At 32.4% G+C, this 26,117-nt stretch carries 25 protein-coding genes; 11 read left to right on the plus strand and 14 right to left on the minus strand.

What is annotated here, in order from left to right:
- Window positions 1-55: 55 nt before the first annotated feature.
- The 6 genes from BGO27_00110 to BGO27_00135 form a co-directional block, all read right to left on the minus strand.
- Window positions 56-2,011, minus strand: coding sequence for a hypothetical protein (locus BGO27_00110; protein OJV13193.1), 1,956 nt, complete (start codon window positions 2,009-2,011; stop codon window positions 56-58).
- 273 nt (window positions 2,012-2,284) lie between these two features.
- Window positions 2,285-4,651 carry a hypothetical protein gene (locus tag BGO27_00115; protein OJV13194.1) on the minus strand — a complete coding sequence of 789 codons (2,367 nt, stop codon included), beginning with the start codon at window positions 4,649-4,651 and terminating at the stop codon, window positions 2,285-2,287.
- Window positions 4,652-4,755: 104 nt separating this feature from the next.
- Window positions 4,756-5,493, minus strand: a complete 738-nt coding sequence (locus BGO27_00120; protein ID OJV13195.1) for a hypothetical protein — start codon at window positions 5,491-5,493, stop codon at window positions 4,756-4,758.
- A gap of 129 nt (window positions 5,494-5,622) precedes the next feature.
- Window positions 5,623-6,567 carry a hypothetical protein gene (locus BGO27_00125; protein ID OJV13196.1) on the minus strand — a complete coding sequence of 315 codons (945 nt, stop codon included), beginning with the start codon at window positions 6,565-6,567 and terminating at the stop codon, window positions 5,623-5,625.
- Window positions 6,568-6,633: 66 nt separating this feature from the next.
- The gene (locus BGO27_00130) at window positions 6,634-6,960 is read right to left on the minus strand and encodes a hypothetical protein (protein ID OJV13197.1); all 327 of its coding nucleotides are present in this window, start codon (window positions 6,958-6,960) and stop codon (window positions 6,634-6,636) included.
- Window positions 6,961-6,973: 13 nt separating this feature from the next.
- The gene (locus BGO27_00135) at window positions 6,974-8,242 is read right to left on the minus strand and encodes a phosphopyruvate hydratase (protein OJV13198.1); all 1,269 of its coding nucleotides are present in this window, start codon (window positions 8,240-8,242) and stop codon (window positions 6,974-6,976) included.
- 180 nt (window positions 8,243-8,422) lie between these two features.
- Between BGO27_00135 and BGO27_00140 the strand changes: the two genes are divergently transcribed.
- The 7 genes from BGO27_00140 (at window position 8,423) to BGO27_00170 (ending at window position 12,868) form a co-directional block, all read left to right on the plus strand.
- Entirely contained in the window at window positions 8,423-8,935 is a 513-nt protein-coding gene (locus tag BGO27_00140; GenBank protein ID OJV13199.1) for a hypothetical protein, read from the plus strand.
- Window positions 8,936-8,939: 4 nt separating this feature from the next.
- Window positions 8,940-10,436, plus strand: a complete 1,497-nt coding sequence (locus BGO27_00145) for a transcription termination/antitermination protein NusA (protein ID OJV13200.1) — start codon at window positions 8,940-8,942, stop codon at window positions 10,434-10,436.
- A 175-nt stretch (window positions 10,437-10,611) separates the two neighbouring features.
- Complete coding sequence (locus BGO27_00150; protein OJV13201.1) at window positions 10,612-11,019, plus strand: hypothetical protein; 408 nt, start codon at window positions 10,612-10,614, stop codon at window positions 11,017-11,019.
- Window positions 11,020-11,204: 185 nt separating this feature from the next.
- Window positions 11,205-11,600, plus strand: a complete 396-nt coding sequence (locus BGO27_00155) for a hypothetical protein (protein OJV13202.1) — start codon at window positions 11,205-11,207, stop codon at window positions 11,598-11,600.
- 9 nt (window positions 11,601-11,609) lie between these two features.
- Window positions 11,610-12,014 carry a hypothetical protein gene (locus tag BGO27_00160; protein ID OJV13203.1) on the plus strand — a complete coding sequence of 135 codons (405 nt, stop codon included), beginning with the start codon at window positions 11,610-11,612 and terminating at the stop codon, window positions 12,012-12,014.
- Between the two features lie 98 nt (window positions 12,015-12,112).
- Window positions 12,113-12,508: a hypothetical protein gene (locus tag BGO27_00165; protein ID OJV13204.1), complete on the plus strand. Its 396-nt coding sequence runs from the start codon at window positions 12,113-12,115 to the stop codon at window positions 12,506-12,508.
- A gap of 12 nt (window positions 12,509-12,520) precedes the next feature.
- Window positions 12,521-12,868 (plus strand): hypothetical protein, encoded by a 348-nt coding sequence (locus BGO27_00170; GenBank protein OJV13205.1) that lies wholly within the window; start codon window positions 12,521-12,523, stop codon window positions 12,866-12,868.
- A gap of 347 nt (window positions 12,869-13,215) precedes the next feature.
- On the opposite strand, the gene BGO27_00175 is transcribed toward BGO27_00170, so the two are convergent.
- Complete coding sequence (locus tag BGO27_00175; protein OJV13206.1) at window positions 13,216-14,445, minus strand: hypothetical protein; 1,230 nt, start codon at window positions 14,443-14,445, stop codon at window positions 13,216-13,218.
- Between the two features lie 87 nt (window positions 14,446-14,532).
- Here BGO27_00175 and BGO27_00180 point away from each other — a divergent pair, with 87 nt between their 5' ends.
- The gene (locus BGO27_00180; protein ID OJV13207.1) at window positions 14,533-16,350 is read left to right on the plus strand and encodes a hypothetical protein; all 1,818 of its coding nucleotides are present in this window, start codon (window positions 14,533-14,535) and stop codon (window positions 16,348-16,350) included.
- A gap of 136 nt (window positions 16,351-16,486) precedes the next feature.
- Here the strand turns inward: BGO27_00180 and BGO27_00185 are convergent, their stop codons facing one another.
- Window positions 16,487-16,876, minus strand: coding sequence for a hypothetical protein (locus BGO27_00185; GenBank protein ID OJV13208.1), 390 nt, complete (start codon window positions 16,874-16,876; stop codon window positions 16,487-16,489).
- A gap of 763 nt (window positions 16,877-17,639) precedes the next feature.
- Here BGO27_00185 and BGO27_00190 point away from each other — a divergent pair.
- From BGO27_00190 to BGO27_00200, 3 genes are all read left to right on the plus strand, one after another.
- A complete protein-coding gene (locus BGO27_00190; GenBank protein ID OJV13209.1) occupies window positions 17,640-18,515 on the plus strand; it encodes a UDP-3-O-[3-hydroxymyristoyl] N-acetylglucosamine deacetylase in 876 nt (291 codons plus the stop codon).
- 130 nt (window positions 18,516-18,645) lie between these two features.
- Entirely contained in the window at window positions 18,646-19,611 is a 966-nt protein-coding gene (locus BGO27_00195) for a hypothetical protein (protein OJV13210.1), read from the plus strand.
- 46 nt (window positions 19,612-19,657) lie between these two features.
- A complete protein-coding gene (locus BGO27_00200; protein ID OJV13211.1) occupies window positions 19,658-20,689 on the plus strand; it encodes a hypothetical protein in 1,032 nt (343 codons plus the stop codon).
- On the opposite strand, the gene BGO27_00205 is transcribed toward BGO27_00200, so the two are convergent.
- The 6 genes from BGO27_00205 to BGO27_00230 form a co-directional block, all read right to left on the minus strand.
- Window positions 20,667-21,833 (minus strand): hypothetical protein, encoded by a 1,167-nt coding sequence (locus BGO27_00205; protein OJV13212.1) that lies wholly within the window; start codon window positions 21,831-21,833, stop codon window positions 20,667-20,669. The genes BGO27_00200 and BGO27_00205 overlap by 23 nt on opposite strands.
- Before the next feature lie 23 nt (window positions 21,834-21,856).
- The gene (locus tag BGO27_00210; protein ID OJV13213.1) at window positions 21,857-23,059 is read right to left on the minus strand and encodes a tRNA guanosine(34) transglycosylase Tgt; all 1,203 of its coding nucleotides are present in this window, start codon (window positions 23,057-23,059) and stop codon (window positions 21,857-21,859) included.
- A 12-nt stretch (window positions 23,060-23,071) separates the two neighbouring features.
- On the minus strand, window positions 23,072-23,848 hold the full coding sequence (locus tag BGO27_00215; GenBank protein OJV13214.1) for a hypothetical protein: 777 nt from the start codon (window positions 23,846-23,848) through the stop codon (window positions 23,072-23,074).
- Window positions 23,849-23,889: 41 nt separating this feature from the next.
- Window positions 23,890-24,411, minus strand: a complete 522-nt coding sequence (locus BGO27_00220; GenBank protein ID OJV13215.1) for a hypothetical protein — start codon at window positions 24,409-24,411, stop codon at window positions 23,890-23,892.
- A 111-nt stretch (window positions 24,412-24,522) separates the two neighbouring features.
- Entirely contained in the window at window positions 24,523-25,152 is a 630-nt protein-coding gene (locus BGO27_00225; GenBank protein OJV13216.1) for a hypothetical protein, read from the minus strand.
- 106 nt (window positions 25,153-25,258) lie between these two features.
- The gene (locus BGO27_00230) at window positions 25,259-25,816 is read right to left on the minus strand and encodes a hypothetical protein (protein OJV13217.1); all 558 of its coding nucleotides are present in this window, start codon (window positions 25,814-25,816) and stop codon (window positions 25,259-25,261) included.
- Window positions 25,817-26,117: the final 301 nt, after the last annotated feature.

The raw sequence follows: 26,117 nt of genomic DNA on the forward strand, positions 1-26,117 counted from the left end.
TTATGTAAATTTATTTGGCTATATTAACATAATATTAACCATATGTCAAATTAATTTATAAATTAATTTTTTTGTTATCTATCTTTCTATTATGTTCAGAAAATGTATATTTTAAAAAACTATCATCTTTTCTGGCTATACTTGCATATCGCATGATTATACCGTTCCTGCCATTAAAACCATTTAATGGGTTTTGCTCATAACAAACATCAAGCAAATCTCTAAATCTTATATCTTTTCCTGGTTCAAACATTGATGCCAGTATTATAGAAATCGCAGCGTTATCTTCCTGTATATTGCCGCTATTATTGACTAATTTTTGTGCAGCCTCAAAATTATTGATTTCCACATAGTGAGAAAATATCTTCCAAAAATTTTCAGATCTGTACATTTCTTCAAAATAAGCAGCTTTATCATTCTGCTCTCTTGAACCTCCCAACAATTCCTTTCTCATTTCTTCATAATATTTTGGGTCAATCTCATTACACATAAATTTTTGAATTCTTGGACTTGCGTATGCCATCACATTATAAAGTTTATGTCTGAATGTGCTATATTTAAGATACTTAGTATGAAATTTGTCTAAGTTTTGAAATACAAAATCCCAGTTGTCATACTTTATTGCTCTTAAATAATGAAAAGATTTATAAATATCAGGATGGTTCTTAGCAAACTTATTATATTTAATATCCCCAATTTCAAAATCTCTTAAGAAGTTTATAGCATTATTATTAATATCGAATCCTATTACATTACTCGAAAAACTATAATACCTCATAATACTATATAGTTGATCATGTAGCATATTAAAATTAGATACCTTAAATTCGCCAACATTTAAATCGAATACGGTTATATTAGTCGGTTCATGAACCATAATAAGGATATCATGATATGAGTATGAAGAATCACCAAATGGCTGAATTTTAATTATAAAGTTAAAATACTTTTCCTTATTACCATTAAAAAAACTTTTAACAAAATCGATATGAAATGTAGATATAGGTTTAAAGCTTGTAGATATTGGCAAGTTTTGGGCAAATTTTTGGTAATTACTAATTCTATCAAAAAAATCTTTATCGCCTATAATCATTTTTCGCTTAACTTTACTAATAAATGATTTATAAACCTCCTGATTTCTTAGACTAAATCTTAAATACTCAACATTAGCACCACTACACAAACCCGAACTATCATGCTTAAACCCAAGGCTACGCATTTTATCGAGCATTTTAGCGTGCAAAAAAATACTTTCAAAATCATAAATTACAAGCACATTCTCAACATAATTGTTCAAGAATCTTTCTGAATCCGCGACGATTACACACACATTATTCAGGTTATAAAAGTAACAGTTTTTAACTGATATACCGCTAAAATTTATATATCTGATTCTAGGATCGAAACTACCAAACTCTTTGTTTTCAAGATAATATGTAGCACCTGATCTAAGAAAATATTTAAGCTCCAAAGTATTATTTACAGATGGTGATTTATAAAACATGGCAGAGACTGCTCTATAAAATTTATCACCTGGTAAGGCTATATTAGGCATAGTTGAGGCAGAATTATTGGGAAGAAAATGATCGAAATTTTCCAAAAATAGGCTTATCATAAATTGATCACCACTATCTCTTACTAATTTTACATCATTTGGTGACACTGAATTAGGATTAGTAGTAATAATATAGGTTACAATCTCATATTGCTGTTTTTCAATAGCATCGCTTAAAATTGTGATACCATTTAACATCCTGGAGTTAGGATTAAAACCATGATTAACTAATGCTAGAAGAACTTTTAGCTTATGTTCAGGATCATCAATACTAATAACTAGCTTTGCAAATGTTAGGTCTTCTTTTTCAGGATAAGTATTAGTTTTTCTAAGTTCAGTATCAATATTATTTAAATTTAATTTGTAGGATTTTATTAAGTTATATAAACCAGCATCTAATATATCAAAATCTTTCTCACGTATTGCTTTTTTAACTTTTTTATATGCGCCTTTCATTTTAGTCCTTAATAAAAATTTTATGATTACCTTTTAAATATAAATTAATAAAAAGCAAATTAAATAAAAATATTCCAGAAGTAATAAAATGAGACTTTGGCTCTTCAAATAAAAGCAGGAAATGTTCCTGCTTTTATTATAGTTAATGAAGTTGAGTTTTGAACAGAAATAACGAGCGATATGTAGGGAAATCTACATAAGTGAGGAAATGACGCACGTAAACCTAAACTTAAAAACAATATATCAATTATTTAATTTTATTATGATAAATCATTAAACATATTTTTTAGAATCATTAGTTAAACACCGCTCTAAAAGAATTTCCTCAGCTTTGCTAAGCGGCTTTATACCAAATTGATTTTTTAAAAATTCCACCAGTAAATATTTTGATTTTGCAAATTTTAATAGCTCAGCCTTTCTCACTAAATCTTCTCTACATTTATTTAAAGCATCAATTATACAAGGCGTATACATAGTATTTACTAACATGTTATCTCTGTAATATAATTCAAACACCTCAACTATTTTATCCTCAACAAAAGCCTTAGCAAACTCAGACTCTAATTTAGGGTCATGCTCTTGAATATACTTAAAATACTCCATTGATAAATTAGCTGCAAATAAACGTGGCATTTCAAGCTGCGCTATTTTAGACAAATCTTCATGAAATCCTAGTTTACTAGCGTAATATACAAGTAATTCTATAACTCTATTTTTAGATTTATCATTGCTTTGATTTATTTGCTCAATAATTTGTACAATATTATTACAGATAAATTTTTTGTTAGAAATCATGAAATTGATATTTTGATGTATATTAGACCAAGTTAAAATTTTATGGCTCATCTTCTGAATATTATTTTTCAAAGTATCTTGATTTGACAATAATTCTTTATTGTAGATACTTTTTTTCATACAGTGCTGCAAATACTTTTTAAACCTTACATCAACCCCTTGCCGATTAACTAAACAATTAAGTCTTATAAGCCCAGTACCCCCTGGCATTAACATTCTTATTTGATTTTTAAGATTATAACCATGCAGCCTATCAAAATTATTATTTTTAATACAATCCTCAAAAATTTCTGTAACTTTAGCTTCCATGAATAAATCTAATAACCAAATGCTTTGAGCATTTTTTTTAGAAAAATCTATTAAATAATCAAGATACTGCACGGTCATACTTCTAATGCATGCAAATGCTGACCATTTAGAACATTTTAGGGTCATAAATTGGAATATAGTATACCTTACGAACTCGTCATGCTCAATAGACTTGAACGTTTCAACTAATTCTTTATGATTTGCATTAAAATCAGAAAGTCTTAAATATATAATAAGAGATAAAACCATAGGATTAAAAGATTTTTTATTATCTTTTGTATAAGTTTCGCCATTAATAGGAATTAATTTCCTGCCTAGTATTAAAGAGTCGAAGTTATAAAATACTACATCACCCTGCATATTAGCAGGAAAATATCTTTTACAAAACTTGATAAGTTTAGCATTTAATTCTGCTTTAGAACTAACATTAAACTCACCATAATTTGAATCAAAAATTTGATAATTTTCATTACCCAAATTTGTTACTAAAATAATATGACGATTCACAGCACATTTTATGGATATGCCAGTACATTTAACGCCACCTATTAAATGATCTTGTAGCTTTATATTATTCAAATCATTAACCTTGATATATTTATATAAATTATATTTATGGCTACCTTTCTGAATAATCTCTTGATATAGTCTCAACCTCTTGTAAAAATTTCTGCTATACCCATCTTCATTTAGCTTAACTTTAATTTTACTGGTAAAATCCTTTTTTGTACCTTTTAATATACGTCTGGCATGCTCCAAAGTTATACCAAAGCAAATACCGTCATCATCGTTTTTATAAGCTAAATCCTTGGTTTTTTGAATCAGTTTTCTATGAGTTTCTAAAGCATTACTGTCATACTGCACAATAATATCGCCAACGTCATTTCGTACAAACTTTTCTTTATCGGCTAGTATCATAAATACATTATTAGTATTTACAAACTTACAATTTGATACCTCAACCCCTCTAAGATCTATTACAGAAAGCTTATCACTAAACTCTCTAAAAAATATAGATTCAATTCTTTGTACCTTACCAGTAATAATTTCTTTTTCATTAATAGTGGTTGCAAAAAGCTTTTGCATAGGGTGATAAAATCTATTTTCCCTAGTAATATATGAGTCAATTAAATTTGCTGCCTCAAGATTTCCCAGTGATAGTGCAAGCTCGATTGGAGATAGTTTTGTCTGCGGACAAGTAATATCAAGGCTTGGGCTATATTTTAAAATAGATTTTAGCCAATCATTCTTAAAGTTATGGATTGCAAAATGTAGCAAAGTAACGCCACTTGAATTTTTAGCATTGATATCAAATCCACTTTCAAATATATAATTTAAAAAACTATCAAAATTATCTACCAATTCTAAATCATCAACTAAGCCAAATGCGACCTTATCTTTTGACTCAGGTTTAAAACTTACCATTTTCTCTTTAAATTGATGACTTTCATAAAATAATTTATCTAAAGCTTCAGCACTTGCTTTATAGCCAGAATTTTGTAAATCTTCTAATATTTCTTTATAGAACAGCTTCATAATATAACCTAAGAGTAAATTTTAAGATATCATACAATAAATTACACAAAAGTAAAGAAATAGTTAATAATGCATCGGATTTATTGGAAAAGCCTAAGAATTCTTTACATAGATAACTGATTTACAGCTAACTTCCTATCCCTTTCCTCTTTTACCTTAACTCCTATGCCTTTTTCTCCTAAAAAGTCTAAGAAACGCGGGTCTTTGCCAGGCTCTGTAGCAGCAGATATAAGCTGTACATGAAGTTTCGGATCATCTGGGAACTGGATTTTATCCAGGATATTTTCAAACACCAGAAAGAAAGAATCATCATTATATTTTATTCTCGATTTATAAAAATCAAAGATTTTTTTGTTTAAAGCCTGAATATAAAAATCGTTGAAAATAGTATTTTTTTGAACATAAATATAAGCTTCAATAAAAAACACACGATTATCTTTGATGCTATCTAATATAAATTCAACGCTATTACTTTTTTGTCTAGAAATTGAGTATTCTAAAATTAATTTCAAGCCATTTATATTTTGAAAATAAAATTCACAGTCTACTGATAATTTTTTTAAGGCTTCAATATCATTATCATCTATAGCTTTTAAAATTAAATGAATATTTTTAGCTCTTTTATTGTATGCTTTTGATGCTTGAGGTATGTGACCATATTCTAACAAGATACTTTCTATATCGATTAATGATATTTCTTCTATCTCCCCCATACAATCTTGCAGTTGGTGCATTATCTGTTGAATAATAATCTTAAATTCTTCTAAATTACTCACTACATGATTACCATTGTTAGGATCATATATTACTAAATCTCCTTTATCATTTTTTCTTATATACATAGCGTGTGCATCCTCATCTGATTCCAGAGATAATTCAATATGATTCCGCATATTTTTATTTTGAATTGAATTATATACTACAGCAATACAATTAGGATCATTATAACCAAATATTATTGGCTTTCCCGATTACAAGGCTTGATAAGCTTCTATCCTTGAGAAAAAAGAACTAGTTGGATTATTTAATTTTCTTAAAATTTTAGCTTTAAAATTACCATCCTTATTTTTACATTTATTAACTATGTAATGTCTTGCATGCTCAATTACCAATGCATGACAAACTCCTTCATGAAAAAGATCTTTACTAACATGATTTAAAACTCTTTTGTGAAAACTTATGTCTTCAACATCATCAATGAGCATAATTTTGGTATCAAAAAAATTATTTTGAAATAAGTCATTATCAATAACAAAAAACTTCACATTACCAACATCATTAAAAGTACAATTTTTTACTGAAACGCCACTAAAATCAATAACCTGTAACTTATCAGAAAAAACATTGATGTCAAAATTGTCAATATCTAAATCATAACCCAATTCATTTAAAAGAGCTTTTAAACTTATGTAAGCTTCCTGTAAACCAGCACATTTATTTTGCAAAATAACTTGCGGGATTTTGTTTTTAAACTTTTTATTAGGGTCAACTTTTGCACCTAACTCAACAAGCACATCTCTGATATTTTGACAACCCACCTCATCTGCAAAATATACTAAAGTAAGATTTGTTTCAGGCTCTACAACGTCTAAGATAGCATTATGTCTAATTAGGAAATGTATCAAATCTAATTCGTGATTTCTGATTGATTCGGTAAACAATGTGTAACCATGATTTGTTGGTGTATTTACTGAATAACCAACATCAATTAAATGCTGTATATAATCTATCCTATCTAGATAATCATGAGTTTCAAGTATTTTAAGCGTTACTGAATGATCCTGCTCATCATGAAAATCTATTTTATTAAAGTTAAATTCTGCGTATTCAGACTTAAACCTTTCTAAATTATCTTTAAATAGTTCTAAACTATCATTTGACAATGAGTTCATCAGCTTAAAATAAGCTTCCTTCATAAATGACCTGATTTTTAAATTTGGGTCATTATATCGTATATTACACAAAAGTAAAGAAATAGTTAATTAAATCTTTTTATAGATGTCTGATAATTCATCAATGGTAACTGAAATACCTTTATCCAAATTAAGATAATTTGAGGATAATTTTAGGATATTATCCGAGATTTGTCCTAAAAGCTCCAGAGATCTGCCTTTCAACAATTTAATAGTGATGTGAACAAAAGATGCATGAGAAGGGTCACCACTTTGCCATTCCGAATATGTTATAACCCTTCCCTTGCAGTTTTCAGGTTTGGTAGGGAGCTGAGCCACTAAAATATCAAATATTTCTTTAAATAAGCCATTGATATTCTTAACATTATCGTTTGTTTCAATAATTACGTGCGGCATAACTCCCCCTATATTATTTACGTCTGACAACAGATGTATCAATGTATGCGCTTCTGCCCAAAATCTCTTCAATACGTAGTAGTTCATTATATTTTGCTACCCTGTCAGACCTTGCAAGCGCACCTGTTTTAATCTGACCTGAGTTTACAGCTACAGCTAAGTGGGCAATAAAGCTGTCTTCTGTCTCACCCGATCTGTGGGAAATCACTGTTTTATATGAATTTATTTTGGCAAGTTCAATTGTATTTAGAGTTTCAGTGACAGTACCAATTTGGTTTGGCTTAATCAAAATTGCGTTTGCAATGTTGTTTCTGATGCCTTCGCCCAGGATTTTAGCGTTAGTTACAAATAAATCATCCCCAACAAGCTGTATATCCTTACCTAAAGCCTGAGTCAGCATTTTCCAGCCTTCATTATCATCTTCAGCCATACCGTCTTCAATCGAGAAAATTGGGTAGTTTGCTGCTAAATCTTTATAAAAATCAACCAGTTCTTCTGATGACAAGCTTAAATCACCCATTACGTATTTGCCATCGTGGTAAAACTCAGTTGCAGCAGCATCGAGGGCAATTAAAACGTCTCTACCTGGGTTATATCCCGCTTCATCAATTGCCTGCATTAAGAAGTCAAGTGCCTGATTAGCCGTGTTAAAATCAGGGGCAAAACCACCTTCATCGCCTACATTTGTTGAGTATCCGTCTTTCTTCAGTATGCTTCTTAAAGAGCCAGTAACCTCGTTGGCAATCTTAAGATTTTCTGTATATGTCGAAGCTAACGGAGCAATCATAAATTCCTGAATAAACAACCCGTTATCAGCATGCGCGCCACCATTAATGATGTTCATCATCGGTACTGGTAGTTTTCGTGCATTCACCCCACCAAGGTACTGAAATAACGGTAAATTGCTTTGGTATGCACCAGCCCTTGCAGCAGCCATAGAAACTGCAAGCGTAGCATTTGCACCAAGTGTTGTTTTATATTCATTACCATCAAGTTCGAGCAAAAAGTTATCAATATCAGCCTGATTGCACAAATTTGAAGCTAACAATTTAGGTGCGATAACATTATTTATATTATCAACAGCCTTTGTAACCCCTTTACCATTATACGCATATTTATCATTGTCTCTAAGCTCCAGAGCCTCAAATGACCCAACTGATGCACCTGATGGTACTGCAGCTCTGGCAATTACTCCATCTTCCAGAATAATATCACATTCTACGGTTGGATTTCCTCTACTATCAAATATTTGGCGCGCTTTCAGATCAACAATATAACTCATAATACTCCTTCTTAAGTCTCTAATTTTCAATACAGATTATTCAAAATTTTAGGATTGGCAAACATTTTATTTGATTAATTCGCTTATTTATGTTAAAAACCTGATTATAAATTATAGATATGCGATTGAAGGTGGGTTTTTCCCGCCTTTTATTTTACCATAAGCAAAATTGAGATTAATATGTTAATAGCTGATAAAATTAGAAAAATTATAGAAAAATCTTTAGAAAAAGATGGTTATGAGATTGTACAAATCACCTACTTTGAACAAAGAACCCGTAACACACTTCAAATCATGATTGACCGTATTGACGGCAAGCTTATTACAGTTTCTGACTGCGAGCATGTTAGCCGCACTTGCTCAATTTTAATTGACGTTGAAGACCCGATTAAAGAGCAATATGACCTTGAAATCAGCTCTGCAGGGATTGACAGACCTCTTACAAGGCTTAAGGACTTTGACAACAATGCAGGTTTTGAGGCGAAAATTAAAACGAAATCGCCTGTTAGGAACCGTAAGAATTTTAAATGCACCTTAGCTGGTACAGATGGCAATAAAGTATTGGTAGATCAGGATATTGACGACGTAAATACTGAGTGTTTTGAAATTGATTTTGACAATATATTAAGTGCCAAACTATCACTTACCGAAGAACTAATAAAACACCACGAAAAACTCGCTAAAGGGAGATAAGAGTATGAATAACTTTGCTAATATTGAAATTATTCAAATTGCAGAATCAGTTGCAAGAGATAAAATGATTCCTAAAGAAACCGTACTTCAGGCTATGGAAAGCGCTATACAGGTAGCAAGCCGCAAAAAATATGGTATGGAACATAATATTAAAGTGAACATAGACCCTAAAAACGGCAGTATAAATATCTTTAAATTACAAGAAGTTGTGGAAGAAGTTGAAAACCCTGCTACAGAAATTAGCTTAAAATACGCTAAACTCAAAAACCCTGATATTACAGTTGGTGAGTTCATCCAGGAACAATTACCTCCAATCGATTTAGGTAGGGTTGCGGCTCAGTCTGCTAAACAAGTGATTATCAATAAAATCTTCGATGCAGAACGCGAAAAACAATATCAGGAATTTGCTAAGAAAATGGGTGAAATCGCTCATGGTACAGTTAAAAGAGTTGATGCTAAAGCTGTTATCGTTGACCTTGGTGGCAGAGCGGAAGCCGCACTTCCAACTAACCAAATGATTAAAGGCGAGCTTTTCAGACAAAACGACAGAATCAGAGCATATATCTCTGAAGTTAAAAGAGAAACTAAAGGTCAGCAAATTATTTTATCAAGAACACATAATGAGTTCTTAGTGAAATTATTTGAGCAGGAAGTACCTGAAATTTATAACAAAACAATTGAAATTAAAGGCGTTGCCCGTGAAGCTGGTTCTCGTTCTAAAATTTCTGTCTACACTTCAGAAGACTCACTGGATCCGGTTGGTTCATGCGTTGGTGTTAGAGGTTCTCGCGTTCAGGCTATTATCACTGAACTTAACGGGGAAAAAATCGACATTATTAAATGGTCAGGCGACCCTGCAACATATGTGATTAATGCACTTGCACCTGCTGAAGTACAAAAAGTAATTATCGATGAAGATAATAGACGTATCGACGTAGTTGTTCCTAATGAGCAGTTAAGCTTAGCAATCGGTAGAAAAGGTCAGAACGTAAGGCTTGCATCACAGCTTACAGGCTGGGGTATTGACGTACTAACAGACGAACAGGAATCTAAGAGAAGAATCGAAGAGTTCAATAGCGTAACTAAAGTACTTATTGAAGCACTTGACGTTGATGAAATGATCGCACAATTACTAGCTTCTGAAGGATTCTCAAGCGTTCAGGATCTTATCGATGTAGATATTGATGACCTTACATCTATCCAAGGATTTGACCAGTCAGTTGCAGAAGAACTTAAGAATCGTGCTATTACATTTAAGCAACAGGAACAAGTTCGTGAAGCTAAAGAATGGAGAGAACTTGGCGTTTCACCTGAACTTGCTAAAATCGAAGGCTTCAATAACAAAATCCTTATCGCTCTTGGTAAAAACGATGTTAAATCACTCAATGATTTAGCTGACCTTTCAAGGGATGAGTTATTAGAATACTGCCCTGATATTAGCTTAGATGATGATCAAATTGATGAGCTTATTCTTGAACTTAGGAAAAAAATCTATAAGTAAATATATAGTTGAGTCTTTATAATTATGGTATGCGTCATTTCCTCGTGCGCTGAGGTTTGACTCAGCTTCGCTCGTTATTCCTGTGCCATAATTAAAATACTCAAACTATAACAATACAATTACTCTATTTAATATGACCCTAATGGGTCATATTTTGAGATAAAAGGAGATTATTATGACAAAAATTACTCAGCATATTTATATCAAAGATGAATACAACGAGAGTGTAAATGATGCAAAATTTGTTGACCAAAATGGTAAAACTGTTTCATTAAAATTTGTTGATGAAGCAACCGCAAAAACTAACAGCTTAGTTGCTGATGATATCAGGACTTTTGATGCTAATTGCTATGACGGATTTTCTTATGCAAAAATTTATGCAGAGTATCCATCAAATCTTACTCACTTTAGTTTAGGCTTTAAAGACTACATCAATGAACATAATCACACATATATAATGGTTGATAGCAGCGAAGGTTTTGACTGGGAAACCGTTGACGGCATAACAGAAACCTATCCATACGAAGCACATAGTTTTGATACAGATTATGGTAGAGAACTAGTTATTGACTATTTACTGTAATAAAAGTGTAATAAAAAAAGCCTACCTTAGTTTAGGCTTTTTTTATAAACATAAATTCAACTAATAGTTATTACTATATTAGTAACATTAAGTTTACAGATATAACTGGGAGCAATATTTATTTTGACATTGTGGATGAATACTTTGTAAAAAAAAATAATTACATGTAAGGAGGAATAAAATTTATGTCTGTCGCCAAAATAAAAATGAAATTAACTAACAATAATGTTATGTCTTTTCATGATACGATTATTGAAGATAATGATCACAATACTATAGCTTTTACAAAAACAAATGAAGACTTTGCAAACAATCACAATTTGCAATCTATATTTTTGGAGGATGTTAACTTAATAGATTTGCTGCTTTTCAAAAGCCACTTAGATAAATATCATGATAACGATTTTTGTGTATTTATGTCAGGCTATACTAATAGAGAATATGATAAATATTTGCATATAAAATGCGATCCTGATTTTAATACTGAAGTTTTAGATCTGTACTTTAATAAAACTCCAGATTCTGCTTATTCTTCATATGAAGAGGGCTACAGAGAGTTTACAATGGAATTTGAATATTAGGAGTGCACTATGGAAATACACGTATATTTTAACGATGAAATATTATATAACCTTCATAACATTAAGGTTGTAGATAATGCTGGAAAAATCTTTAAGATTGAAAAAAATTCTATAGAAAACAATTACTCTAATAATATTGATAATGGTCTAAATGTATACAGAGCTTATGATACATATCATGAAAATATCTTATGGCATGCATCTGAATATGTTCAAAATTCAGGAAATTTAGATTCTGATACCTCATTACCTAACAAGTTTAATGTTTCAAAACAAGAATTAGTGCATGTTATTTGTGACTCTGGCTTCGATTTTAGTGAACTTGATGAGTGTTTGTATAGGTATCCAGATTCCATTCAAAACATCTACCATGAAGACTGCAGAGAATATATTGAAGTTTATAATTATATTTAATTGACTATTTACTTTAGTTTGTTATAACAAGTTCAACTCAAAATAGCCCATTCAACGGGCTATTTTTTTATATATAAATTTAACTAAAGGTTATTTAAATGAGTACTTTTGAAATACATATGAAACTAATAGATGATAGTATTTATGCTCCATACGATGCTTTTATTATAGATAATAATGGCAATAAAATTCTTTTTACAAGTGTTGATGAGGAAATAGCCAAAAATCATAATCTTATCGATGACAGCTCTGGTTGTTCTATTGGGTCGTATATTTATATGCTAAATAGACATAAAGATAGTCAACCAGCGCCTGGCTTTTCATACCATGCACATTCAGGGAGAGCTGATCATCCAGACTATGTAACTGTAGAATATAACGATAATTTTAATTTCGATATTATCCCAGTAATTTGGGAAAGTGATCCTGAATCAGCATATAGCATTTATCACGATGACTATAGAGAATATGTTGAAATCTATAACTATTTATAAGGACATAAAATAATGCAATTACATGTATTTTTCGATAAAGAAAATAAAGATAATTTTTTTAAAGTTGAAATTATCGATAACTCAAATAAAAAAATAACTATAAATAACGTTGCTAATAATTCGATTGATTATAATTGGCAAGTCTTAAAAAATATTTTTAGCAAAATTGATAGTAATTCTTCATTACATGATTACTATTCTGATTTGAATATAAATTCGGTTAATGCCACTTTTCATTATAATCAAGAAGAAGGTTATGATAATTTATGTATAATACCATATTATAGCGAGTGGCCTCACTCTATCAAAAACGTCTACCATGAAGACTGCAGGGAATATATTGAAGAATATTTAGTTTAATTTCAATTTATTATTTTGATTTTTAAAAGTTCTAAGTGCAATTTCAATGGGTTTTAATCTTGAAGCAATTCCAAAAAAGAAATGGGTTGCTTCAGGAAGACCTATAAAGCAATGATGTTACGAAATGTTATGTCTTCATTCCAGAACAAGTTCAAAGTTTCAGTGATGTCATTGCGAGAGGGCTACCTCGAAGCAATCCATAAATGACGCATAAGCTTAAGTGGATTCCAACGAAGCACTTTGTGCCTCTCGGAATGGCAGCAGATGATGCCGCTATGTCTATAAGAGAAAAATGCAAAGCATTTTGTGGCAATCAACAATTTATTATAAGTTCTGCCAACAATATCCTACAAATGCGGGTTATTATACGTATTCAAATGCAGGGTATTTTCTGATTTATCAACGATTAAAGTAATGCACGCATCACCTGTAACGTTTACTACTGTTGTAACCATGTCTAGTACTCTGTCTATACCTGCAACTAAGGCAACAAGCTCTACAGGAAGACCAAGGGTTTCAAGTGATAGCCCAAGGAATAATAAAATTCCGCTAGGAATGCCCGCCGCACCAATTGAACCAATTGTGCAAGTAAAGGCAAGAAGCCCAATATTATAAGGGTTTAATTCAACGCCATAACTATGAGCAAAAAACAGACTGGCAGTAGATAAATAAATAGCGCCGCCATTCATATTAATAGATGTTCCAATAGGAAGCACAAAGTTTGTTGCTGCTTGCGATACACCAAGCTTAGTACTCATAACGCGCATTGTTGTGGTAAGTGCTGCCTTGCTGCTGCTTGTAGAAAGCGCCATAACCATTGGCTCAACCATTTTTTTAAAGAACATAAGTGGGTTGATTCTTGCAAAAATCATTATATAGATAGCATATAAAATAAGCTGCACTAAGCAGGTAAAGATTACCATTATAACAAGCTTACCAAGGCTTAATAATACATCCGCTCCTTGCGTTCCCACTGACCATGCAATATAACCAAATACGCCTAGCGGGGCAATTTTTACAATCATTTCAATCATTTTAAATGTAACGGTTGCACCTTCTGAAAAGACATTTGCAAGAGTTGGGGTTTTATCCTTAACCGAAAGCAGAGCAATACCTAAAATCACAGAAAAAACAATAACCTGAATTACATGACCTTCTGCCATGGCACCAATTGCGTTATCCGGAATAAGACCTACTAAAAACTGCTCAATATCAAGCTTTGGAACTTCATGCTTACCTTGCATTACTGGAAGCTCTGCACCTACCCCTGGCTTAAAAATAAGGGATAGTATAATACCAACGCCAACCGCACCTACTGCTGTAATAAGAAAAGATACCACAGATTTTAGGCTAAGCCTTGTAGCTTTAGATGATGATTCCATGGTAATAATCGCAGCAACAATCGAAAAAACTATAAGCGGAACAATTACCATTCTAATAAGGTTGATAAAAATGGTGCCTAAAAATTTGACTTTTCCAGCCTCCTGCCCTAGCCACATACCAGCAAAAACTGCGAGGATTCCTGAAATTATAACTTGCTGCCAAAGTGGTAGCTTCCAAATTTTTAAAAGCTTCATAGTGTCTCTCTATAAGGATTTTGTTGATTTATGCTGACTAGTTATTTAATCTAGCCGACATAAAGTCAAGTATTATGTGTTTTTTTCATGTCTGAGTTAATTATTTCCCTTATTAATACATCTTTCGGTTATGATAATAACCCGATTTTTAAGGATTTGTCATTATATCTTTACCGAGGTGACAAAGTTTGTTTAGTCGGTAAAAACGGCTGCGGTAAATCAAGCCTGCTTAAACTGCTTGCAAAAATTCATGAGATGGATAGTGGTGAGATGCACGTTCGTAATGGGGTCAATATTGGTTACCTATGCCAAGATGCTAAAATAGACTCAAGTAAAACGATTTATGAATATGTTTTAGAAGGATATGAAAACTTAGAGGAAACCAAATACCTAGCCGACATGGTGATCGCAAACCTTGGACTCAAGGGTAATAAAACAATGGAACATTTGTCGGGTGGAAAGCTTAGGCGCGTTGCTCTTGCTAAAACTCTGGTTAGTCAGCCAGATGTTCTTTTGCTTGATGAGCCAACCAACCACCTTGATATTTCGGCAATCGAGTGGCTGCAAAGTTATATAAATTCAAATAAAGAACTTACAGTGCTTTGTATAAGTCACGACCGTGAATTTTTAAATGCAATTTCAAACCGTATTTTCTGGATTGATAGAGGGCAGTTTTATATTCACAATAAAGGTTACTCTGATCTTGATAATTTTATGCAGCAAATATTTGAGCAGGAAGAGGCAAAGCTTAGAGTGATGGCGAAGAAAATGGAAGCTGAAAACCACTGGCTTGCTTATGGCGTGACAGCTAGGCGTAAACGTAACCAGCGCAGACTGAAAGATCTTTTTGATCTTCGCAATAAACTTAAGGCAGAAAGAGCAAGAAATAAGCAGCTGGCTGTTGATATGAAGCTTCCTGCATTAAGTTCAGGTCAAATGAGCAAACTAGTACTTGAGTTTGATGATGTTACTCTTGGCTACAATGACGTTTCGCCCCCAAAAGTAATTTTTAAGAATTTTACAGCCCGCATTATGCAAGGTGAAAAAGTAGGTGTTGTAGGAAGAAATGGCGCAGGTAAAACAACTTTAATTAAGATGATACTTGGCGACATTGAGCCACTGGAAGGCAATTTTAGAAAGGGCGTAACTGTAACAATTTCATACGCTGACCAGCATAGAAAATCTATTGATTTAGATAAAAGCCTTTGGGAAAACCTATGCCCAGAAGGTGGCGATCACGTAAACGTAAACGGTACAATGCTGCACGTCGGGTCATATTTAAAACGTTTCCTTTTTAAAAATGATCAGTTTTTGGCTAAAGCATCTACATTATCAGGTGGGGAGCTTAACAGGCTGTTACTTGCTAAAGCCCTTGCAATCCCAGGGAATTTATTAATCCTCGATGAGCCGACCAATGACTTAGATATGGACTCACTCGAGATGTTAGAGGAAATGCTAACTAATTATAACGGAACAGTTTTAATAGTAAGCCACGACAGAGCATTTTTAGATGATCTGGTTACCCGCACTATAGTTATTAGCGACGACAGAATTGATGATATTATTGGCGGTTATAGCGATTACTTAAGAGAAACTTCAAACAAAGCCCAAATAAAAAAAGAAGCAGCTAAAAAGATAGAAGTTAAAGAAGAAGCAAAACCAAAGCAGCAAACAAAGCTTAGTTATAAAGATCAGCGCGACCTTGATATGATACCATCGCAAATTGATGAGCTATCTACAAAAATTTTAAGCCTTGAAGAAGAGTTAAGCGACCCTGATCTATACGCTAAACATCCTGATAAATATAACCAAAAATCAGAAGAGTTAGAAAAGCTTAAGGCTGAGATAGATAGGCTAGAGCTTAGATGGCTTGAAGTTGTTGAAATACAGGAAGGACTGAAATAATTGATTTAATAAAGAAGATAGAAGAAAAAGTTTTGATGAACAGAAAAACTACAGGCATTAGCCAAAAGATAGAGGGGGCTTTTTAAGCCCCCTCTCAGCACGGAAGGTAACAAATTGATAGCATTCTAATAGCTAGTTAGAACACGTACTCTTCGATATAGTCTCTACCGCTATCGGTAAGATTACTATATGAATTTGATGGGAAATGTTCGTAAATGTATTTTATAGCATCAAGGTCAAAACCTGTGTCATGGTTTACATAGCCATATGATACTTCACCTTTTTCATCTAAGAATTCAAGACTGAATTCAGATTTATTAGGATTAGAATCAGCAGCTAATCTAACAAAATAAAGACTTGGATACCAAAACTTTAAGTTAGACTGTACCAGATCATGAGTTTCGGCGAATGCTTTATCAACTTTAGAAAAATGAAATTCTCTACCAGCTGCGTCCACAATGTCTGTATTGTGAAGCATTTGGTTAATTTCAGTATCTAAATGGTAATTTGCTATGATTTTACTCATGTCAAATCTCCTGTAAAGGTTAATTTGATAGAGTAAAAGGCTTATAACAAAAAGTACTTGCCTTTTACTCTTCATGAGTCTTTTGATTTGAATTATCTTATTAAAATAGCTGCTAAAAATTAGGGTATAGGGAACTTCTAGCTTTGCATCTTTTATATAAGCTAATACAACTTAAAAGACTTGTATGTATCTTAAACAAAATTTTTTGCCCTTGTAAACCCCTTTTTTAAAAATTAATTGAAAATTTTTTCTTAACATCTTGCAAAGCCTTATTTTATAAAGGCTTTGGATTAATAAAAAAATTTAATTTATGTGGTTTTTTTTGATTAAAATGTGTAAGTGGGTACTGTCATCAAAAAATTCAGTTAATGATTTTTAAATTCAATACCCATTTTTAAGTTTATTTGTTTAAAACTTTATCGTAAGAATGGATTCTTGTGAGATACCTTTAAATTTACCATAAATGCGAAAAACGCACTGGCGTTTCTTCGCTTAAAAATGGGCGTTAAGTAAAAAATAATTCCCCGGATTATTTTTTTTACTTCCCCCCTCTCACCCATTTTTAATCTCATAAACTGACAACCCATCATATGATTCAAATAATTTAATAAATCTACTATCTTAATTTGTGATATGCATAACAGCCCAATCCAATATCTTCTGTGTAACAAAATGTAACATAGTCATAGTTAACAGTAATAGGCAAATAGGTTAACATAACATTAACGAGACTTTATTAATTTTTATTAAGTAGCTGATTATTATGACTATATTTGGACAGAATCAAAGAACTATACAAAACAAAATAAGCTGTTTTGGACGTGGCGTACATAGTGGCGACCCTGTACATTTATCTTTGGTTCCTGCTGAGGAAAATACAGGTATTAGTTTTATTAGAACTGATCTTAAAGAAAACAATGTTATTCCAGCTAACTATCTTAATGTTTCTGATACTAAGCTTTGCACAACAATTAGCAATGAGTTTGGTACTCAGATTTCTACTGTCGAGCATTTAATGGCTGCTCTTTGGGGATGTGGTATTGACAACGTGATTATTGAGGTTAATAATCAGGAAATCCCTATTATGGATGGGAGTTCAGAGCCGTTTGTATTCTTAATTGAATGCGCGGGAATCAAAGAACAGCAAGCTAAACGTAAGTTTATCGCTGTCAAAGAGGAGGTAGAAATCCATGAAGGCGACGCATATATTAAAATCTCTCCAGCAGAAAATTTCGAAGTGGATATCAAAATCAATTTTCCGAATTCTACTGTCATTGGTACTCAGCATCACAACGTATCTTCTGAAACGCTATGTTTCAAGACAGAAGTTAGTCGTGCGAGGACTTTTGGCTTTGCTCACGAAGTTGCCTATCTTCAGAAGATTGGATTGGCTAAAGGTGGCTCTCTCGAAAATGCAATAGTTGTTGATGGCGATACAATTTTAAACCAGGACGGTCTTAGATTTAACAATGAATTTGCCCGCCACAAGCTTTTAGACTGTATTGGGGATATGTACTTAGCAGGATGCTATATAAAAGGTAAAGTTAGTGGTTATTGCTCGGGTCATAAGCTTAATAATATGTTACTCAGAAGACTTTTTGAGTCCAATGGCGCTTACGAGGTTAATGCTGGTCATTAGTTAATAATACACATATTTTCTAAACAACTGATAAACATAGTTAAAAGGGTAGTTAGTTATTTAACTACCCTTTTTTTATTGCCCAAATATTTCATATAATATAAAATATTAATAAAAGGTTTATATTATCATGAAAACGTACAATTATTTAAAGTATTCAAATTACTCAATAAAAACCTTAAGAAAAGTAATTTATCCTAAGTTTCTGAAAGCTTGTAAAAAAGGAAATATTGATTATATCAAAGAACTATTTGATACGTGCTATAAAACCAATCGCAATTGGTTACTTGAGCATAATAACTCTGAGGCGTTTCAATATTTGCTTAAACACCCAGAAGGTAAACACTGGGATATAGCTAAACATATTATTCGTGAAATATACCATGAATCAAAGCAGCTAACCTTAATTAACTGCGCTCCAATATTTCTGGAATACCTTAAAATCAATCAAAATTTGCATGCTGTAAAATTTTACTTAGAAAATATTAATAAGTCTAAGCTTAATAAAATAGTACTATTTCATTTAAATAGCATCATAAAATCTACTCAGCATATTGAGCCGCTAGCTATGTTAGTTAAATATTTTGGAAACACTGAATTTTTAGATAGCTTTGAAAATTCAGAACATGATAAAGAATATTTACAAAATATATTCAAATATAAAAGGAAGTTTATAGAGTTTGGCGTTACTTATTCTGAAAAAATCGGTATAGACATAATTAGCATAGTAGATGGATTATATAAATTTTCGTTTAAACCAGATGCTTCCGTTGAAGAAATAAAACACCACCTTAAAGAAGGGCTTGAACTATGCGAGAAAACCTTAATTAATTTTACTCCAGTGCTTAAAAAATACTCTGAAATTTCTGGCTTTAAAGTGGTTAAATTTGATGCATTTAAAGAAATAGCCAAATTATACACCCAGCTTAACAGTGAGCAAGAATACACTATTTTAAATGACAATATTTCGCCATTATCAGTATTACCTGAGCAGCCTAAAGAAATTATATTTAGACATTTAGCGGGCGCCGCAAACACCAATAGCTGGATGGATATTGCAACAAATCAAAATGCATTACTTGCAAAGCACAAATGAAATCTATTATATTTAAATAATAAACATATTATTATTTATTTTTACTATGGACGATAAAGAACCTGAGGCTATATATAAATATACCGAACTAGACCTAAATACTCTTATTCTACCTGACTTTATAAACGCCTGCCTTAAGGGGGATTTTAAGTTCGTTAACAACCTTTTTATAAGCATAGTAAAGCCTAACATAACGTGGCTAATTACCTATAATAACTTTGAAGCATTTAATATTGTTACCCAATTCAAAAATAAAGATGATATCAAAATTGTAGATTTATTTTTAAAGTTAATACCTTCGTGGCAAAAAAATGAAATGCTAATTTCCGCAATGGATAAGCTTGTTACCATTCTTACAACAGAAAGAAGCCTAGCCGCTACTAAGATGATATTTAATCATTTATCCGATGAAGATATAAAAAAAACAGCTATAGCTAGTTGTTATGACATGCTTTATAATTTTACTAATTTACATATACCAATTTTAGTAGCCCAAAGACTAAATTCTATATGCTTTATAAAGGAATTTCAAAAACATTATAAGCAAGACTCATTTACCCACACATTTTTAGTTTCTAAGAAAAATTACATAAAACTTGCTATGAAATTTCAGAAAGAAACGGGTATTGATGTATCAGGTGTTATAAGTAGTTGTTATAACTATTATTTCTATAAGCATGCAATTATTAATGAGATAATGCCCTACCTTGAATATGGCTATAAATTATGTAAATTTAAGCTTAAAAAACATAAAAATGCTATTATTGAATATTGTAGAGCTGAAAATATTACTAGCCTCGATTTTGATACTTTTAAGGTGATTATAAATTTGTATAGGCAAATCAGTAAAAAAAATGATCAGACTTATGTACTAAAGTCAATTCAAACATTACCTGTAGAAATTCAAAGCATGATAACTACGCATTTAGAAGCTTCCCTCCCTACATGGAAGACTTTAGTTAAGGTAGGACAGGAAGTGCCTAATCGGACTTCTAAAACTTTTAGAAGCAAAATTAAACTTCCTGAACCGCCAGTACTTATTGAAGGCGAACGTCTTAGAGGCCCGATGGCTTTGTAACTCTAAAATTATTTGCCCTTTCCTCTTCTCTATCCTGGAAAGTTCCGATACTGTTAGCTTCCATAGAGTCTTGAACATGCTTAAAGCTTTCGTAATTTAAATAATGGTATTGAGTTTCTATGCTTGGGTGACTGATATTGTAATCTAGTACACTCTTGATATCATTATATGCCTGATTTATATTTGACTTCTCAAAATAAACCTGCAAGACCTCACAAGTATTCACTTTATAATCTCTACTTAAAATCTCATATAAATCAATCCAGCTATTAAGCTCTTCGGGAATATCTCCTTTAAATTCATCAAAATTTCTTAGAACTGAAAGTATATCAAACGCTTTCATATCTTTTGCTTTAGACAAAACATTATTATCTTGTACTAAAATGATTTTTTCATGTGGGTTTGCAATATTTAAGGCAAATTCAAGACATTTAAATGTGAGGGAATCATACCCAACTATAGTAAAACTAACCATATCTTGTAAAATAGAGAGCAAAACAAACTCACCTTTTTTTCTAATACTACCCGCATATTCCTTCATTAAAAACTCTATCACTATAAAACTTCTATCATTTGTAGATGCGTCAGATATGAATGCCGTAACATTCGATGTGATGAAGTTAATTATATCATCTTCGTTATGAGGAGCTTTGCATAAAAGTTTTAAAACATCTATACTACCTCTAGCAGCCGCTAGGCTAATTAAATCTTCAATGTCGCTATTTATATGAATTTTATCCATAATAATACTAAGAACTTCAGCACAATTATTCTGACATATAACCCTTAGCATCTCTTTATTTATAATTTCCTGCGCAAGGTCACCGTCTATATTATTCAAAACAATCCGAAGCTCTGCTGCGAAATTTTTATTTATAAGAACTTTTACAAATTTGCGGAAGAAGTTTGTATTTTCCTCAGTGTTACAATCAATAAGACCTTCCTCTAATAGCAAGTTAAGCGTTTTTATAACAGGATCATCCATAATGTAGGCTTCTATATTATTTATACCCTGGGAGACAAATTTATAAGAATACTCTAAAATTTTGTATTTATTCTCAGAACTCAAGCTTTTAAAATCTTGTTCAAGCTCATCATTATATTGAAAATCGTATTTTATTATAGTCTCTAAAAAATGCTTCACTATCCCCTCCCTAGCAATCTACTTTATAACCTTGTCCATTTTTTACGCTCAACCCTTAACGTACCGCTTTTGATTGCTTTTCTTACAGCTTTTAAAAGCCTGTTCATGAAGAATACGTTATGGATGGTAAGTAGCTGCATTCCAAGCATTTCCTGCGCTCTGAAAAGGTGGTGTATATAACCACGGGAGAAGTTTAAACAAACTTTACATTCGCATGTATCATCAATTGGTCTGTCATCCATCTTATATTTCTGGTTTCTTATATTTAAATGCTCAGTAGTAGACTCATCGCCCTGCCTATCCTTAAGCTCAGCAGGAACTAACGCCCCACCATGACGAGCAAGCCTTGTAGGGTGTACGCAGTCAAATGTATCAATGCCATATTCAGCGCCGTTAAATATATCGCTTATTCCACCAATTCCTAACAAATGCACTGGTCTGTCCTTACTAAGCATTGACATTGCAGTACCTACAATCTCATGCATTTGATCTTTGCTTGCACCTAAGGAACCACCAATAGCATGTGCGAAAAAGTCATGATTATTAACAAAATCAGAGCTTTCCTTACGAAGGTCGGTATAAACCCCACCCTGAATAATACCATATAGCGCCTGAGAATGGTCATCTGTACGCTTAAATTCCTCAAGTGATCTTAGCGCCCATCTATGCGACATGCGCATTGATTTTGCGGTATATGCTTTATCTACGTGAAATGGAGTACATTCATCAAGCACCACAATTAAGTCTGCTCCTAAATCCCTTTGAATTTGAATAGATTTCTCAGGGGTAAGCATATGGTATGAGCCATCAACATAAGATTTAAACCTTGCACCTTCTTCTGTAATTTTAAGCAAAGTTTTCGGGCGGTTACCATTACGTTTACCTTTAATTTCACTAGCAACAGACCCATGCCCAAGGCTAAATATTTGATATCCCCCAGAATCTGTAAACATTGGGCCGTTCCAGCCCATCATCTTATGAAGGCCGCCTAGCTTTTTCACAACTTCAGAACCTGGCTGAAGCATAAGGTGATAGGTATTAGACAAAATAATCTGCGTATTTGCCTCTAGCATATCTTGCGGCATTACTCCTTTAATAGAGGCCTTAGTTGCGCAAAATATGAAATTTGGGGTTTCTACTACGCCATGCGGAGTATGTAAAAGACCAGTTCTAGCTGATGAATCAGGGTCGTTATAAGTAACTTCAAACTTAAAATTAGGGTACATTGCTTTATATTTTTATATAGTTGATTTATTGTTTTTGAGTAATTTGATAATCATGTAAAATGCAGGCACATTAAGGCTTGCAACAAGCATCTGCAGAATATAGGCGCCTAGGGTATATGTCAAGATAAGGCTATGCCAGGACACAGGATTTGGGGCAAAAATACGCCATGCAAGCAGGTTAAATACAACAGAGTCAACTAAGGCGGCAAGTGACACCGCCAAAATCGTTCTAAGCCAAAGTTTCCCGCCTTTTGTAAGCTTACGAATTTTAGAAAATACATAAATATCAGTGAGCTGGCTTAATATATAAGCGGTAAAACTTGCAATAATTATGGCTAAACTTGGTGTAAACAGCGTAAGCATAGCATTGTGCGCTTCATTAAAGTGGCTATCTTGCTGATTTAGCGTATTTATTGGCTTGTAACCAAGCACCAGAATCATAAGTACAATAAACATCATGGATGAAGCAAAGCTTAAAAATACCGCCTTTTTAGCCTTTTCTACCCCATAAAACTCGGTAAGCAGATCACTTGCTAAAAATGTAGTGGCGTAAACTATGGTTCCCATAGCAATAGGCTCATTATACCATGAAAAATCAGCAGCTTTTAGTACATGAATATTACAAATTATAATGCAAACCGAGGTGTATACATATATTCCCGCATCTTTCCAGTATCTAAAAAACCCATAAATTGCAACGTAACAGCATAAAAGCGTTAGCATACTTACAAATTCAGGTGATAAGCTTTGCAGCAAGTTAATTATACTTTCAGGCGTGATTGATAACATTTGGCTACTTTATAAAAAATTCGCCAAAAGTTAACATAAAATTAATTTTTTGTCAATGAGTCCGTTAGCACCTTTCCCCTATTATCCTCTATACTTCTCATATCTAAATGCTGATTATTTGATAAATATGGCAATAATAAAGTTAGCTTGTGAGATTCAGCTTTTTCCTTAAATTGAGCTATATTAACGCCATTTAAATAAGGATACTCTTCAAAGAAAAAACTTATTACGGCTTGGTTGTGTGTAAGAGCTGCAGGTTTTAGTATGGATGAATACATAACCTGAAACAAAGAGTTTTCATTAAGAGCCTTAGTACTTCCCTTGATTTTGGCAAGCATATAGTTAACTAAAGACACGTCTTTTAGCTCAAGCCCACAAGTAAGCACTAGTATTTTGAGCTTGGTTTTATCGTTAATATGATTTTTTTGGCTTTGTAAAATGCTTTTTATTTCAGAAATATCTTGAGCAAAATTTGTGGAATTTAAGATCTCTTGGAAGTAATGTTGAATATTGTCAGTATCTTTATCTATAATAGATTCGATAAATTCTTTGGCATAGCTCATATATAATGCTCCGTTAATTAATTTATTAAACGGTAACATTATATACAATGCATTCGCAAGAAAATCTTTGTATTGTTTTTAACAATAACTGAACAAGATTTGTTTTATCATTTATTTTACTATTATAGTTGTACCCCGCGCAGGCTTACGCCTCCTGTGAGATGGTTCGCAGCTTTTGGCTTTTAGCCTTTGCTTTTCTAATTCAGTTAATGGCTCTATGTATGCGTGCCTAATTGTTTTACCATCCTTTACTACATTATCAAATCTAAGCTTCTCTATAGCAGGATTATATGTATGCAAATCATTATCAGATGCATCCAGACCATGACCAATAAAGATAATATCTTTAAAAGATCTTCCAATTTCACTTAAGTTTAATCTTTTTGCTTGATAAGCAGATACAATTCCACCCATAAAGCGATTTATAGCAAATGATCCAAACATAGCCCCCATGCAGCCAGCTACTGCAACACCAAGTGATGCAGCTGTACATACAGCAACTAAAACTGCTATACACCCTGTCAGAACAGTCGTTAAAACGTTAAATACTAATCTTTCCTCTGAAGACTTGATATAAAAATGATTAACTAAGCTTTTCTTCTTAATATGCCTTTCTTTAGGCAATATCTGTTCAGGCTCAGCATTTACAACTTCTTGCCTGCGATGGTTATCATGGTGATGCCTGTGATGGTGATGATGTCTGTGGCGATGATGTCTGTGATTATGATTCTGATGTCTCATACAAATAACCCATTATAAAAATTTAATTGCCTGATAATTGTACCATATATAAATAATTGCGATGATGTAGGCAGGCAAAGCTTTTTTATACTTTGCCTGCATTAATTTAAGAGTAGATTGTTATTGCCCTGGAACGATGACCTCTGTATTTGTTAACATGTGCAATTCCTCTTGCAGCTTCTTTAATTTCACCATTTATCCTTGAATTTCTAGCTTGCTGTTCCTGGTAATGTTTCTTTTCTGCTTCTGTCATTTGCTCTGCATAAGCATGCTTTACTGTTTTACCATTCTTTTGCTCATTAATAAACTTTAGCTTCTCAGTTGATGGATTATAAGTATGTAAATCGCTATTTGATGAATCATAATCATGTCCTAAGAAGAAAATATCTTTAATGGATCTTCCAATTTCATTAAGGTTTACTCTTTTAGCCTTATATGCAGAAGATATACCGCCAATAAAACGATTTAAACTATAAGAAGCCAAACCAGCACCAAAACACGCAGCTAAACCTACACCAAAAGGAGCAGCTGTTAAACCGCAAAACATTACGGCAGCAAACACAGTTAAGGTTGTTAACAGTATGTTTAAAGTTGACCTTTCACTAGCAGCTTCCTCGTAAAAGTAGTTTACTAAATCTTTCTTTTTAATATGCCTTGATTTCATATCAAATCCCTAAAAATTAATTAATTATTTATTAATATGCTAATCATTATACAATAAATTAATAACCAGGTCAAGAGCTAAAGTTTAAAAAAAGTTAAAATTTTAGCATTTTTTAAACTTTAGCTGATATTTATAGCTTTTTTATAGAACAGACATGTAATAAATCTTTATATTCCTTGTTATGTAATACCAATAAATTCATAAGGTATTGATAATTATGGATTTACTTTAAAATTAAACATTTCTACCGTTGTTTTGCTTTGAGGTGGCTTTAGCTCGCCAGCCTTTTCTATCCTTTGCT

Source organism: Alphaproteobacteria bacterium 33-17, from assembly GCA_001897445.1.
Lineage (GTDB): Bacteria > Pseudomonadota > Alphaproteobacteria > Rickettsiales > 33-17 > 33-17.

Bases quoted from the DNA above. Each gene is read 5' to 3' on its own strand.
- BGO27_00160 (OJV13203.1), top strand. From the start codon at position 11,610: ATGGAAATACACGTATATTTTAACGATGAAATATTATATAACCTTCAT.
- BGO27_00125 (OJV13196.1), bottom strand. From the start codon at position 6,567: ATGAAGGAAGCTTATTTTAAGCTGATGAACTCATTGTCAAATGATAGT.
- BGO27_00165 (OJV13204.1), top strand. From the start codon at position 12,113: ATGAGTACTTTTGAAATACATATGAAACTAATAGATGATAGTATTTAT.
- BGO27_00150 (OJV13201.1), top strand. From the start codon at position 10,612: ATGACAAAAATTACTCAGCATATTTATATCAAAGATGAATACAACGAG.
- BGO27_00215 (OJV13214.1), bottom strand. From the start codon at position 23,848: ATGTTATCAATCACGCCTGAAAGTATAATTAACTTGCTGCAAAGCTTA.
- BGO27_00140 (OJV13199.1), top strand. From the start codon at position 8,423: ATGTTAATAGCTGATAAAATTAGAAAAATTATAGAAAAATCTTTAGAA.
- BGO27_00130 (OJV13197.1), bottom strand. From the start codon at position 6,960: ATGCCGCACGTAATTATTGAAACAAACGATAATGTTAAGAATATCAAT.
- BGO27_00115 (OJV13194.1), bottom strand. From the start codon at position 4,651: ATGAAGCTGTTCTATAAAGAAATATTAGAAGATTTACAAAATTCTGGC.
- BGO27_00145 (OJV13200.1), top strand. From the start codon at position 8,940: ATGAATAACTTTGCTAATATTGAAATTATTCAAATTGCAGAATCAGTT.
- BGO27_00225 (OJV13216.1), bottom strand. From the start codon at position 25,152: ATGAGACATCAGAATCATAATCACAGACATCATCGCCACAGACATCAT.
- BGO27_00220 (OJV13215.1), bottom strand. From the start codon at position 24,411: ATGAGCTATGCCAAAGAATTTATCGAATCTATTATAGATAAAGATACT.
- BGO27_00155 (OJV13202.1), top strand. From the start codon at position 11,205: ATGTCTGTCGCCAAAATAAAAATGAAATTAACTAACAATAATGTTATG.
- BGO27_00190 (OJV13209.1), top strand. From the start codon at position 17,640: ATGACTATATTTGGACAGAATCAAAGAACTATACAAAACAAAATAAGC.
- BGO27_00185 (OJV13208.1), bottom strand. From the start codon at position 16,876: ATGAGTAAAATCATAGCAAATTACCATTTAGATACTGAAATTAACCAA.
- BGO27_00210 (OJV13213.1), bottom strand. From the start codon at position 23,059: ATGTACCCTAATTTTAAGTTTGAAGTTACTTATAACGACCCTGATTCA.
- BGO27_00110 (OJV13193.1), bottom strand. From the start codon at position 2,011: ATGAAAGGCGCATATAAAAAAGTTAAAAAAGCAATACGTGAGAAAGAT.
- BGO27_00170 (OJV13205.1), top strand. From the start codon at position 12,521: ATGCAATTACATGTATTTTTCGATAAAGAAAATAAAGATAATTTTTTT.
- BGO27_00230 (OJV13217.1), bottom strand. From the start codon at position 25,816: ATGAAATCAAGGCATATTAAAAAGAAAGATTTAGTAAACTACTTTTAC.
- BGO27_00195 (OJV13210.1), top strand. From the start codon at position 18,646: ATGAAAACGTACAATTATTTAAAGTATTCAAATTACTCAATAAAAACC.
- BGO27_00180 (OJV13207.1), top strand. From the start codon at position 14,533: ATGTCTGAGTTAATTATTTCCCTTATTAATACATCTTTCGGTTATGAT.
- BGO27_00120 (OJV13195.1), bottom strand. From the start codon at position 5,493: ATGTATATAAGAAAAAATGATAAAGGAGATTTAGTAATATATGATCCT.
- BGO27_00200 (OJV13211.1), top strand. From the start codon at position 19,658: ATGGACGATAAAGAACCTGAGGCTATATATAAATATACCGAACTAGAC.
- BGO27_00135 (OJV13198.1), bottom strand. From the start codon at position 8,242: ATGAGTTATATTGTTGATCTGAAAGCGCGCCAAATATTTGATAGTAGA.
- BGO27_00175 (OJV13206.1), bottom strand. From the start codon at position 14,445: ATGAAGCTTTTAAAAATTTGGAAGCTACCACTTTGGCAGCAAGTTATA.